The organism is Chryseobacterium cucumeris (assembly GCF_001593385.1).
Classification (GTDB): domain Bacteria; phylum Bacteroidota; class Bacteroidia; order Flavobacteriales; family Weeksellaceae; genus Chryseobacterium; species Chryseobacterium cucumeris.
Genome location: NZ_LUVZ01000012.1, coordinates 283,959 through 297,545, shown reverse-complemented (window position 1 = coordinate 297,545; position 13,587 = coordinate 283,959). Strand labels below are relative to the sequence as shown.

The following is a 13,587-nucleotide window of genomic DNA, read 5'->3' as shown; positions in this document are numbered from 1 at the left end:
AGGTTAACTTCCTCGATTTATTTTAGAGATAAAAAAGATTTATAATTTTTTACTTTTTCTTTCTAAGGAACAATTACTGTAAAGATATAGGCTGCCAGATTCACCAGCAGAACAGTCCCGTACAGGACATTTGTTTTTCCACGACTTAAAGATAGCATCACAATAAATACGGATAAAGAAAGCAGAATAATGTCTTTTTTATCCAATCCCAATACAAGTGGAATATCATACATAATACATACCGCTGAAACCGCAGGAATAGTCAGTCCGATACTTGCCAGTGCAGAACCCAATGCCAGATTTAAGCTGGACTGGATTTGATTGGCTCTTGCTGCACGGATTGCAGCAACGCCTTCAGGAAGAAGAACCACGGCTGCAATAATTACCCCAACCAGGGATTTTGGAGCTCCAAGGCTCTGTACCATTCCTTCTATTGTATCGGACAATCCTTTGGCCATCAGTACAACAATAACAAGACAGATTACCAGAAAGACAAAGCTGATAAGTGTTTTTGGTAATGAAGGAATATAATGTTCTTCAGGATGCTCATCAGGAACAATAAAATAACTTCTGTGGCGCACAGTCTGTACCATCAGGAAAACCCCATAAATGGCAAGACATGCGATAGATATAAAAATAAGCTGAGCTTCGTTATAGAATGGTCCGTTGACACTTGAAGTAAAATTGGGAAGAACAAGGGTAAGTACAAGAATGGAAACAATACTCACCAGATAAGTAGTTGCTGAAGTTCTTGCAAAGAACTGTTCATGATATTTAACGCCACCTACCAAAATACATATTCCAAGAATTCCGTTGAGAATAAGCATTACGGCAGCAAAAACGGTATCTCTGGCCAGCGTGATCGCCTGATCTCCGCCGGCAACCATCAGCGAGATGATAAGCGCTACTTCAATAATGGTGATACAAAGCGCCAGGATGATTGTTCCGAAAGGCTCCCCTACTTTATGAGCTACAACTTCAGCATGATGTACTGCTGATAAAACACTTCCGATCAATAAAACACCGGCCAGAATATCATAAAGGACACCATTTCCCATCAAACCGGAAAAGTAGTATCCTACTGCCAGAATAGGAAAAATATAGGTATAATGTAAAAGTTCTTTTAGTCTCATATCGTGACTACAAAATACAAAAAATCTATAATAATTTCAATATTAAAAGAAAATATTAATAATATTTTAATGAGGCCAGAAGTTAAAATCCTGATAATCTGTGAACATATGAAACAGAAGCCCGATTCCTATAAGCCTGATATTTCCTTTAAAGAACAACAGCAAAAAATACACCGCAATGGCATAATAAGAATGTAAAAAATGAAAACCTATACTTTCTCTTGACGGATCAAAAACAGGATTGGCAAAAAGATGGTCCAGATCTACCAGCATGGTAGCGAGAAGAATAAAATATGCTTTTTTCCAATTTTTACGATAAAAAACCAATGCGATAAATATTGGAAAAACGAAATGCAAAAAGTAATGAGTAAAAGTTTTGAGCAATGTGATGTCTGATGGAGCCATTAATGAAAATTTTATCGGTTTCTATGCTTACCACCGTAAAATTAAGGGTAATTCTCCTTTATTTGCTTTTATTTTTATCCAATAATTCTGAGCCTTGTTCCCATACAACACGTAATCAATGTCAGAAATGATCTTCTTTTCAGTGTTATTCAATGTTTTCAAAGAAGAATACAGCAAAGCATTATTTCTGATCAGCATATAATTTTCTTTGAGCTGGGGAGATAATGATACTGGTTTTCGGGTAGATTTTATGACAACTCCTTTATTATTCCTTTTGATTTCATTGGGTTGAAAAGGAATAGCCGTGAATTGATTTTCAGCATTGATCCACATTTTAGACTGAAAGTACTTCCAGGTTTTTTCAGGATTATTACTCTGAATATTGATCATATAGCTAGGCTGGGTAATCTTTTGAACTGTCTTTTTTTCAACTTCATTGAAATTATCATCATATTCATAAGTGACAATGGTATCATTGATCTGCTGGAGATTGGCCGTAGCTTTTAAAGACACAACCTGTGATGAATCTGCAATACTCTTATTAAAAAAACGGGTGAAATTTCTGATGTTTTCCTTATCAAGCTCCAATTCCAGAAATTGATTTCCTTTCTCAAATTTTGAAGCAATCGTATTAAAAATCTCCGGATTTGAATTATTATTGATTTCAATTTCATCCTCATTTAGCTCAATGGAAAAGTTTCGGATTTTCTGCCCTGAAATGAATGAAATGCTTCCCACTGTATTTTGAATAAAACGGTCTGCCTCCCAAACATGATGTACAGAATTCTGAAGAAGTTTTTTTTGAAGGGTTTCAAAAGCAAGATCTGAACTTCCTGCAATACAATAATCTCCTTCTATCATAACGAAAAACTGCTCCTTCTGAAAACGGTTATTACCTTTAGCAACAAAGTTTTGCTTCTTTAAATAGGTGATGAGTTTTTGCGAATCTTTAAGCTCTAAAACACTGTACCATTCTGAAAATTTAGTGTCTTTAATATGAAATATCTGCAGAAAATCCGGAATTCTGATTCCTGAATCTTTCAGTGAACCGGAGGTTTTACTCTTTGCTTTGCTTCCGGACCATTTTGAAGGATGGGTTGCTAAACTGAAGAGGTATTGTCCCGTTAATTTCTTCGTGTCGATTAAAACGACTGCATCTGCGTTATCAGGAATATACTTAAGGCTTTTATCTTTGTGAAAAGCTATAAAATATACTGCAACAGCCAGCAATAAAAATAACGGGACAATAATCTTCTTTTTGTTCATCTATAAAATTTGAGGCTTCTTTTCTGTTTCTTTAGCTTTAAAAACCTGATCGAATATATCAAAGAAATACATTAGGCTGTTTTCTGAAGAATCTTTGATGTTATAATTCATCTCAGTCTGGATACTTTCTCCTTTTACTTCAGTTTTATAATACAGCTCTCCTACATTTTTTTTGATCGCCTCTAATGTTTTTCTCTCTTTCGGGCTTTTGAATTCTTTGTCTAGTCCTGTTAAAAGCTTCTGAATATCCAGTCTGCCGGACAATGGATATTTAGCGGAGTCTTTTGCCCATTTTCTGGAAACATCAGATTGGTTTACCGGTAAATTATTATCTGCAGCACTCATAAGGTATACTACTCCGTCTTTCACAGTAAAAAACAACTGATCTACATATCCTCCGTTTTTCTCTTCTTTAAAGGTATAAAGGTTTCCTTTTTTAGAGAATCTCTTAGACATTTTTTTGTTGGTTGTAAGCAAATCAAAAATACGGTTCCAGTATCCTTCATTCTCTGTTGCAAAAGCGAAAGTGAAGTTAGGAACAGCGATTTCTTTGGTTTTCTTTACTTCTTTTTCATTGAAATCAGCATCGTATTCATAATCGGTATATTCTACGGTTTTGGATTTTAATTCATTCAAAACAAAGATTCCATTTCCAGGGGCAATTTTGGTAATTGCTTCTTCATCCAGTACAATTTTCATGGTTTCCATGATCAGCTCCATTTCTTTTTTGTACTCGTTTTCTCCTGAGTTCTGAAGAAGACTGTACATCATGTCAAAGCATTTTGCGCCATTCACATTCATTGCATAGTAGCCGACACTTTTTTCATTGATCAGCTCCAGCAGTTTTTTGTTTTTCTTCCCTTTATAAATGGCAGAAATATTCTTTTGAATGTCACCATTTTTGTGCTGATAATTATTAACCAGCCTTACTTTGTCTTTATCAAAATACAGATTGTATGCATAGTTGGAATTGTACATGTTTTTGAAAAACTGTCCATAGCCGTAATACTTTGTCATTTTTCCGTAGATGCCTTCATTTACAATTCTTCCGTAGTCTGTATACACAAAAACATCGGAATTGGCATCTCTGAACGAAAGCATTTCTTTAGGCACTTCAATTTCTAAATTTGAACTGAAATATTGGTCAAAACGATCTTCTGCGTTCTTTTTAACAACCCTGAAGTTTTCTCTACGGATAGAATCCTGCTCTTTCTGGAAAGCCTTTTCTTCTTCCTCATCATAAGCATCTTCCGGCATTTCTTCTCCGTTTTCAGAATTTTCAGCAGTTTCTTTATCTGCAGGATATTTATGATGTTTCTCCAGGTATTTGATATCTTTCTGGATTCTTGCAATCTCGTTGTTGTTATCTTTTATACTTTCTTTCAGATACTTAATATCATCCTTCAGACTTTTAATCTCTTCTTTATAATCAAACGGCTTTTCCGGTTCTTCGGTATACACTGTATCTCCCGGCTCTGCGTAAGCGGAGTCCACCACTGCAACTGCTGTACTGTCTGCAACTGCTTCCTCTGCCCAAAGATCCTTATAAGGTTTTGTATAGCTGATCATACTGAGAACAGCACGGCTCCCGTTCCATGCTACAAAAACATCATCATTGATATCTACGTAAGAATAGTTCTTTCTGCTGGAAACTTCCTGTCCTTTTTTCTTTACAGAATTAATGAACTCCTGAAACTTTTCCTTATTATCAATGATAAAATGGGTATTATATGCTTTAATGGAGTCATTAAAGCTCGCATAATGGTATTGAACAGCGTCGTATTTGATTCCTGTTTTGGAATAATCTGTCCATGAAAGATTTTCTTTACTCTTTTTGCTGAGCTCATGCAGCAAAGGATTCAGTTTATTCCAGTTGATTTTATTATTAAGCTGCCTTCCGTTGACTTCCATATAAAATACGGCATCGGAAGGAATTTTCATGCTGTTTTGGGCTAAAATCAATGTAAAGCCAAAGAGGACGAAAATAATGGTTTGTGTTTTTAAAAAGATAGATTTCATGACTATAGTTTAGAAATTTATTGAAAAAGGATGGTATTTTGTATTTGTTTTTTCTGAAGGATTACATCCAGAATATCTGCTTCCAGTTTAAGAGCCTTTTTGTTGGGAGAAAGCACGTAAGTAGTATTCGATTGTGATTTCACTGGAGTTTCAAACTGCATGATAGAAGTATATTTCGCATCAGTAAAAACCTCTTTGTCTGCCTTACTCATCTTGTCATAATCAGCCTTGAAAGTATTGACTTTATTCCTTATCAATGTCTTTTTTTCAAGATTCTGACTGTAAACCTGAGTCGGAACCATTTTACCCAATATTTTCTGGGCTTTCAGTTTTTCCAGACCTGCATTAATGTTTTCAATCTTTTTGAAATTACAGCTCAGCTTGATGATGTAATTATCAAAATCCATGGAGGTTTTCACATTGCTGATTCCGGGAGTTCCTTTAAAAATTCTGGCAGCCTCATTGATTTTAGTTTCAATTTCTGACTTTTTAGGAACTTTTTTTCCGTTGATGGTTTCCATTTTAGAAATTGAAGCAAGTCTTGTTTTGCTCTTGCTTGCGTTAAGAATAATGGTATATTCTCCTGTTCCGTCAGCTTTTATATTCACTTTATCCAGAATATCAAAACAGCTTGTCAGGAACAGCAAAGGAATACATAGAAGAAATAATCTGAGAAAATTTTTCATGATCAGGTTTAAAAGCACAAAATTACTTAATTCTGGCCTTACATCCTTATAATCTTTGATTTTTTGGGCATAAATAGCTGTTTCCCGGTACTTTTTCAGGGGAAAATACGGTACTTTTTCCGTATATTATTTTTTAAACTCGTCCTTTAAGATAATTCTGGCGAAGATCTTCATCCAGTTTTTCAATAGCATACCGAAGACATGTTCTGGGCATTTCTTTATAATATTGGTTCAGATAACTGATCAGCTCGCCTTCATTTCTATTTCCCATTTCCCTTAGCAGCCATCCGTTTGCTTTGTGCATCAGGTCATGAGGATGTTTCAGATTTCTGGTGACAAATTCTTTGGTCAGATCAAATGATCCTTTTTTTATATAATGCATTGTTCCGACAACAGCAATCCTTTTATGCCACATCTCATCAGATTCCGAAAGCTCTACAAGAAGGTTTTCTTTCTGATTTTCAAAAGCATATCTGCCTAAAATTTTATAGCAGGTAGAATCTACCAGATCCCAGTTGTTCACATAAGGAAGATGATCCAGATAAAAAGCGACCACTTCTTCTTTTACTGCCTTATCTTTTGTTTTCTCAAACTTTGAAATCAGCATAAAAAGAGCTGTCAGCCTGTGCTCGTGATATGTTGAAGAAAGTAATGTACTGAGTTCCTTTAAATTTATTTTCGAATAATATTCTTTGGCCACAGAGCGTTGATCCGGAACTTTTACGCCCAGAAACAAGTCGCCTTCACCATATTCTCCTTTTCCAGTTTTGAAAAATCTTGGAAAAAATTCCGCCTTTTCAGGAATGGATAAAACAGCAAGTGCTTCCTGTATTTCTTTAACAATGCTCATATGATTTTAAGCGTTTTCTTCTACAGCAATATTTTCCTGCTCCTCTTCTTCTTTGGCAATCTTATTCGGATTGGCCACTTTAGCAATGGTAAGCCCCTGAACAATGATTGAGAATACGACGACACAATAGGTAATACTTAAAATAATTTCACTGTATTCACTTTTAGGAACAGACATCGCCAATGCAATGGAAACTCCGCCACGAATTCCTCCCCAAACAAGCACTTTCACCGTTTGTGGACTGAAACTTCTTCTCAGGGAAGTGAATTTTGTAGGTCCCCAGATCGAAATAAATCTTGCCAGCAAAACGACCACAATGGCCACTAAGCCCGGAATCATGAAATGTCTGAGATCTTTAATCATCAAAAGTTCAAATCCGATGAACAGAAATAGTACCGCGTTCAGGATTTCATCAATCAATTCCCAGAATTTGATCAGATAATCCTGAGTAACGGACTTCATTTTGAAACTTCTGTTGAAATTTCCCATAAACAATCCTGCTGCCACCATCGTCAATGGTCCGGAAATATGCATCTGACGGGCAATCAGATACCCTCCCATGACAACAGAAAGTGTTACTAATACGGAAATAATATAATCATCCACTTCACGCATCAATCTTGAAGTAACCCATCCTAAAAGCACCCCGAGTAAAAGACCTCCGCCCGCTTCCTTAAGCAGAAGCAATCCTATCGTTTCAACACTCAGATCCACTTCTTTTCCGATCGCCAGCTGCAAAATCACTGTAAAGACCACAACTGCCATACCGTCATTGAAAAGAGACTCTCCGGCCACTTTTGTTTCCAGAGATTTGGATACATTCGCCTGTTTCAGTACACTCAGAACCGCTACCGGATCGGTAGGAGAAATCAAAGCACCGAAAACAAGACAGTAGATAAAAGGAAGTTTAACCCCCACATAAGGTAGCAGATAAAACATTCCGAATCCTACAACAAAGGTAGAAATCACAACCCCTACTGTGGAAAATATTACTACAGGTCTGAACTGTTCTTTCAGGTCATTAATATTAATATGAATTCCCCCTGCAAAGAGCAGAAAATTAAGCATGGCACCCATCAGAACTTCTGTAAAATCTATTCCGTTCATAAGGTTATGAAGATGTCCGAAAGTTCTGGGAAGAACCGTTTCTCCGAACAGGACCAGAAAAATAGAAACCACAATGGCAATGACCATAATTCCGATGGTACTCGGAAGTTTTAAAAACCTATAGTTAAGATAGGCAAATATTGATGCTAATACGATTAATGCTGAAAATGAATAATATAATTCCACTAAGTGTCTTTATTTTAAGATTAATTGGTGAGTTCCAAATAGAGTATTTTGATATAAATTTGATTCCCATCTTTTTCCCAGATGTCAAACATGGCATCTTTAGAAGCTTTTGAACTTCTGGTATAATCCTGCCCTATATTCAGAATATTCAGCAGAATGTATTCATCTCCTACAGAATTAACGATAAAGGCTGTTTTTTCTGACTTTCCGTCCCCCGAACTTCTTATCCCTTCAGTAAGTGCACGGAATTGGTTCAGATGATGGATAAAGTTATTTCCATCCTTTACAGAATCGTAAGCCCTGAGAAGAATCAGCAGCACATCCAGGTTGGTAGGATCTTTATCATACAAAGCTTTTCCCTGTTTGATACAATCTGCAAAATTGTTTTGTTTAAAGGCTTCTACCAGACTTTTAAAGCTATCATCTGATGTGTTTATTTTATCGTTTCTAAAATTTCTTCCGTAGTACAGATATTGAGATTCTATACTGTCCAGAGATTTAGGGTATCCTTTAAATTTGAAAATAAGCTTATCGTAATTATACGGAGAGTCGGAAGTCCTGAGACTTTTCTCAATAGCTTTTATATCAATTTTTGATTTCTGGCTGAACCCAAAAACCGAAAACATGATGAATAAAAGGAAAAAGTGATACTTCATTAATTGTTGCTTTCTTCTTCGTCGTTGTCGAAATATTCGAAAAGAAAATCGTTGTATGGGAATCTGGAAATATGAATCTTCATGACCTCATCATAGATCATTTTCTTCATTTCCGGGAAGTTTTCTTTCGTTAATGCAGAGATGAAAACTGTCGGATACTTTGACTTTGCCATCCACGTCTTTTTCCATTCCTCAAGAGAAATATTTTTACGGGTTGAAGGCGTAAGATCATCTTCATCCTTTTTCTCATAGCTGAAATCGTCAATTTTATTGAAAACCATGATCATCGGCTTCTGATGAGCGTTGATTTCCATCAGGATATGATTAACAGATTCTATATGATCTTCAAAGCTTTCGTGAGAAATATCCACCACATGGATCAAAAGATCGGCTTCACGAACCTCGTCCAATGTAGATTTAAAAGATTCTACCAGCTGAGTAGGAAGTTTTCTGATAAATCCTACGGTGTCTGTCAACAGAAACGGTAAATTTCCAATTACCACTTTTCTTACCGTGGTATCCAGTGTAGCGAATAATTTATTTTCCGCAAAAACTTCAGATTTTGAAATGGAATTCATCAGGGTAGATTTCCCTACGTTGGTATATCCTACCAAAGCAGCACGAACCACTTTCCCACGATTGTTACGCTGGGTAGCCATCTGCTTGTCTATTGTCTTCAGTTTCTCTTTCAGCAAGGTAATTCTGTCACGGATTATACGACGGTCAGTTTCAATTTCCGTTTCTCCGGGACCTCTCATCCCGATTCCCCCTTTCTGACGCTCAAGGTGGGTCCACATTCTTGTCAGTCGTGGTAAAAGATACTGGTATTGTGCCAGTTCCACCTGAGTTCTCGCATATGAAGTCTGTGCTCTCTGGGCAAAAATATCAAGAATAAGATTGGTACGGTCCAGGATTTTAACCTCCATTTCCCTTTCCAGGTTTTTAAGCTGTGAAGGAGAGAGTTCATCATCGAAAATTACGGTTCCGATCTCGTTCTCTTTTACATATTCTTTTATCTCAATGGCTTTTCCGCTTCCGATAAAGGTTTTGGAATCAGGCTGAGTTAGTTTTTGGGTAAAGCGTTTTTGTACAGTTGCTCCTGCTGTGAAAGCTAAAAACTCAAGTTCATCCAAATACTCCGTCAGTTTTTCTTCATCCTGATTCTGGGTAATAACACCCACCAGGACAGCTTTCTCATAGTTATGTTCTTTCTTTTCTAACATTAAGTTCTGTCTATGTTTATGATTTTTACAAGTTAATATTTTTCAGAAAAAAAACAAAATCAATTTTTATTTAATAACATATTTTAATATAAATTTAAGTTTACTGATGAATGATTTATAAAAAATCAATAACTTTATATAATAAATTTCTGATTTTTAATTATTTAAATCAAAAACTAATCTCCGGAAATCATGATTACCCATATCAGATGTATGATTATTGATGATGATGAACTGGACAGGCTGGTTCTTCAGCATTATATCAGGCAATATGAAAACATTGAAATTGTTGCCACTTTCGACTCTGCTGAAAAGGCAGTTCCCTATCTTGACATTCCTGTTGATCTCCTGATTACCGAAACCAATTTAAGGGGGATGAACGGTCTTGAGTTCAGAAAGCTGGCCCATAAGATCCCCGCCTGTATTTTCGTAAGCTCTCATCCCGAACTGGCTGCCGGAGCTTTTGAGATTAATACTTTAGATTTTATTACCAAACCGCTTACCGCAGAACGCTTTCATTATTCGATGGAAAAGCTTTTTGATTTTTTTGAAGTAAAAGAAAAATGTGAATGCTATGATGCCATGGTGGGAGAAAACTGCATTAAAATAAAAGAAGGTGGTCATGTTTTTCAGATTAAAATGAAAGATATTCTCTACCTGGAAGCTCTGAAAGATTACACCAGAATCATCACACTTGAAAAAAATCATTGTATTTTAAATTCACTGGGAAATCTTCTGCAAAAAAGTTTTTTTAATTCTTTTGTCAGAATACACAGAAGCTATGCTGTCCCACGTCATCTTATCCGCGGAAAAAACTGTCACGAAATAGAACTTCCGCATCGTATAAAACTTCCTATTGGCCGAACTTACAAGGACAATCTTTCTTTTTTTAATCCTTAAAAATACATCATAATAATTCACCAATGCCATTGGTCGATTATTTCTGCCGTTGGTCTATTTTCCTGCTAATCAATGAAGATAGGAGGTAATTTAGTCTTCCCAAATTCCCCAAGAAAACACATCTATTAATCACCAAAACTGTTATCCATGGAAAGAATATCTATTTATTGTATTATTCTGTCTGTCTTTTCCATCTCCATACTACACGCTCAGGCTGTAGTTTTAGCAGCGGGATTGGATGCATCAGCAGCTAATGGTTTTGTTTCTTACAGTGTAGGTCAGACAACCTACCTCGAAAAAGGAACAGGACAAGTTCTCGAAGGTGTTCAACAGCCTTACGAAATCATCACTCTTACCACTTTTGAAAACTCCTCTGAACTGACTGGTATTTTACTTTACCCTAATCCTTTCAGAGATTATTTGTATTTAGATTTTACGTCAAATAATTTTAAAGGCTCAGAATATCAGTTATTCGATGCCCAGGGCAAGCTGGTAAAAAAAGATAAGATCTCACAATCAAAATCTGAGCTTAATTTCTCCTCAATTCCTTCCGCGATGTACATCATACGGATTACCCAAAATGGAGAAAATATCAAAACTTTCAAAATCATAAAAAAATAAAACGCCATGAAAAAAATATTATCACTGTTTTGGATCCTGACAGGTTTCTTTATGGGACTGTCCCAGGCTCCGGAAAAAATGAGCTACCAAGCTGTCATGAGAAATGGTTCCGGACAACTCTTAGCCAACCAAGGAATTGCTATAAGAGTAAGCATATTGCAGGGATCTCCTGCCGGAGCAGCAGTCTATTCTGAAAGACTCACCGGAAATACCAATGCCAACGGACTCGTTAGTCTCGAAATAGGAACAGGAACAATCCTTACCGGAACATTCGCCACTATTGATTGGTCCTCAGCAAGCTATTATTTAAAAACAGAAACAGATCCAGCTGGTGGAACCAACTATACCATAGTAGGAACAAGCCAGTTACTAAGTGTACCCTATGCTTTATATGCTAAATCTGCCGGAGTGAGCGGAGGAAGCTTTACGATCCCCTACTCCAATACGATAAATAATGCCTCCACTTTATTTTCATTAATCAATAATGGTGATGGAACTTCTGTGGAAGGAGCCAACAGCACAACCACATCCAGTATTGCTGCTGTAAGAGGAATTGTAAGCAATACAGCCCCCGGAGGATTTTCTTCTGCAGTACGCGGTATCAATAACGGAACCGGCGGACTGGGAATTGGAGTCTGGGGAAGCCAGGGTGGAAGCGGCTGGGGCGTATATGGCGTTACTCCCAACGGTTTAGGAGTTTACGGAAATGCCAGTGGAAACGGATATGGTGTTTACGCAAACAGTAATACAGGAACAGGATTAAATGCCACAAGTAACAATGGTATTGCTGCCAATATTTCTATCGTCAATAATGCTAACGCCAATAGTGTTCTTACGGCATCTACTGTAGGGAACGGAACAGTTATCAATGTTTCCACCACAGGTACTGGAGCCGGAATACTAAGTTCTACTGCGGGAGGATTTGGTGCCCACGGGATCACCTCTTCCCAATCATCTGCTGGGATTATAGGAGACAATACCGGAGCAGGTGAAGCAGTTGTGGGTAGAACGACCAGTGATATTGCCGGAGCGGTTGTGGGCCGTAATGATGGAGGAGGATATGGAGTGAGAGGATTTGTTGCGACCAATACATCCGGAACGGGTATTGGTGTTTACGGTCAGGTAGGTTTAAATAACAGTACCGGACGTGCAGGAAGGTTTGAAAATTTCAACAATACAAATACTGATGCTAATACTTTTGAAGTGGCATCTAACGGAAATGGAAACATCCCTGATAATACCAAAGGCAATGCTGCTTCTTTTGTACTCAATAATACCAATAGTGTAGGAGCTGCGGTAAGAGGGGAGGTCAATACTATTTTTGGAAATTTTGGTGCTGCTGCTATTTTTGGTGTCTCATCCGGAACCGGAGGACGAGCCGGACTATTCTACGCTTCCAATCCTGCCGGAAACGGAGCATCATTGATCGCTTTGACAGACGGTAACGGTAACGCCATTACAGCCAATGCAGGTAAAGACGGCAATGGGGTTGAGACCAATATTGATGGTGCCGGAAATGCGCTTTATGCATGGGTTCCTTCTTTTGCTACCGGACGTGCCGGACGATTTAATATTTTCAATGAATCAAACACCAGCGATGTTATCACTGTAACCACTGTTGGAAACGGTATTGCAGGTAATTTCAAGGTAGATAAAGTGACCGGAACCTCTCCTGCAGTAAGAGGAGAAGTCAATTCACAGTTTGCCAACTTTGGCACAGCAGGAATTTATGGAGTATCTTCCGGAACCGGAGGATACGCAGGACTTTTCCACGCATCCAATCCTGCAGGAAACGGCCCTGCCTTGATTGCTATTGCAGATGGTAACGGTAATGGTATCACCGCTAATGCATCCAACACCGGAGATGGTGTAGAAACCACTGTAGACGGAACAGGAAGTGCAATCTATGCATGGGTTCCTAATTTCAGTAACGGACGAGCTGCCAGGTTTGTTAATTTTAATACATCTAATACCAATGCAGCACTTACTGTAGAAACTCATAGTGCAGGATCTCTGGCTTTGTTTAAATCAGGAAACCCGGGAACCGTAAACGTTGCCCGTATTGATAATACCGGAAAAGGATTTTTCAATGGCGGCACACAAAACAGTGGTGCTGACGTTGCGGAAGCTTTTGATGTCAACGGAAACATCTCTGAATATGAACCTGGTGACATTCTGGTTATCTCAACAAAAGCAGATAGAACGGTTGAAAAATCATCAACTCCCTATTCTACTCTTGTTGCCGGAGTGTATGCTACCAAACCTGGTGTACTGCTTACAGAAGAACATATCGATATTGATATATCCAATAAAGCGCCAATGGGTGTCATTGGTGTTATTCCTACCAAAGTATGCCTTGAGAACGGAAAAATAAAAAGAGGAGATCTTCTGGTGACTTCATCTAAAGCGGGAGTTGCCATGAAAGCCAATCTCAAAAAGGTAAAAATTGGCCAGGTCATCGGAAAAGCACTTCAGGATTATGACCAAAAAGAAGTTGGAAAAATTCAAGTATTAGTCAATATAAAATAAACCGTC

At 37.6% G+C, this 13,587-nt stretch carries 12 protein-coding genes; 3 read left to right on the top strand and 9 right to left on the bottom strand.

Features of this window, described 5'->3' with window-relative positions; genetic code table 11:
- Positions 1–62: 62 nt before the first annotated feature.
- The 9 genes from A1704_RS10290 to hflX all read right to left on the bottom strand — a co-directional run bounded on the left by A1704_RS10290 (position 63) and on the right by hflX (position 9,531).
- A complete protein-coding gene (locus A1704_RS10290) occupies positions 63–1,133 on the bottom strand; it encodes a calcium:proton antiporter (RefSeq protein ID WP_062673070.1) in 1,071 nt (356 codons plus the stop codon).
- 66 nt (positions 1,134–1,199) lie between these two features.
- Positions 1,200–1,538 carry a DUF6122 family protein gene (locus tag A1704_RS10285; RefSeq protein WP_062673068.1) on the bottom strand — a complete coding sequence of 113 codons (339 nt, stop codon included), beginning with the start codon at positions 1,536–1,538 and terminating at the stop codon, positions 1,200–1,202.
- Positions 1,539–1,565: 27 nt separating this feature from the next.
- Positions 1,566–2,804 (bottom strand): hypothetical protein, encoded by a 1,239-nt coding sequence (locus tag A1704_RS10280; RefSeq protein WP_062673066.1) that lies wholly within the window; start codon positions 2,802–2,804, stop codon positions 1,566–1,568.
- The gene (locus A1704_RS10275; RefSeq protein ID WP_062673064.1) at positions 2,805–4,823 is read right to left on the bottom strand and encodes a hypothetical protein; all 2,019 of its coding nucleotides are present in this window, start codon (positions 4,821–4,823) and stop codon (positions 2,805–2,807) included.
- Between the two features lie 17 nt (positions 4,824–4,840).
- A complete protein-coding gene (locus A1704_RS10270) occupies positions 4,841–5,509 on the bottom strand; it encodes a hypothetical protein (RefSeq protein ID WP_062673062.1) in 669 nt (222 codons plus the stop codon).
- Positions 5,510–5,642: 133 nt separating this feature from the next.
- A complete protein-coding gene (locus A1704_RS10265; protein WP_062673060.1) occupies positions 5,643–6,359 on the bottom strand; it encodes a DNA alkylation repair protein in 717 nt (238 codons plus the stop codon).
- 6 nt (positions 6,360–6,365) lie between these two features.
- Positions 6,366–7,652, bottom strand: coding sequence for a cation:proton antiporter (locus A1704_RS10260; protein ID WP_062673058.1), 1,287 nt, complete (start codon positions 7,650–7,652; stop codon positions 6,366–6,368).
- A gap of 20 nt (positions 7,653–7,672) precedes the next feature.
- Complete coding sequence (locus tag A1704_RS10255) at positions 7,673–8,308, bottom strand: DUF4919 domain-containing protein (RefSeq protein WP_062673056.1); 636 nt, start codon at positions 8,306–8,308, stop codon at positions 7,673–7,675.
- Positions 8,308–9,531 (bottom strand): GTPase HflX, encoded by a 1,224-nt coding sequence (hflX, locus tag A1704_RS10250; protein ID WP_062673053.1) that lies wholly within the window; start codon positions 9,529–9,531, stop codon positions 8,308–8,310. Before hflX ends, A1704_RS10255 begins: the two co-directional genes overlap by 1 nt.
- Before the next feature lie 192 nt (positions 9,532–9,723).
- On the opposite strand from hflX, the gene A1704_RS10245 reads away from it, so the two are divergent.
- The 3 genes from A1704_RS10245 to A1704_RS10235 all read left to right on the top strand — a co-directional run bounded on the left by A1704_RS10245 (position 9,724) and on the right by A1704_RS10235 (position 13,581).
- The gene (locus tag A1704_RS10245; protein WP_065119593.1) at positions 9,724–10,431 is read left to right on the top strand and encodes a LytR/AlgR family response regulator transcription factor; all 708 of its coding nucleotides are present in this window, start codon (positions 9,724–9,726) and stop codon (positions 10,429–10,431) included.
- Between the two features lie 147 nt (positions 10,432–10,578).
- Complete coding sequence (locus A1704_RS10240; protein WP_062673051.1) at positions 10,579–11,052, top strand: T9SS type A sorting domain-containing protein; 474 nt, start codon at positions 10,579–10,581, stop codon at positions 11,050–11,052.
- A gap of 6 nt (positions 11,053–11,058) precedes the next feature.
- The gene (locus A1704_RS10235; protein ID WP_062673049.1) at positions 11,059–13,581 is read left to right on the top strand and encodes a beta strand repeat-containing protein; all 2,523 of its coding nucleotides are present in this window, start codon (positions 11,059–11,061) and stop codon (positions 13,579–13,581) included.
- Positions 13,582–13,587 lie beyond the last annotated feature (6 nt).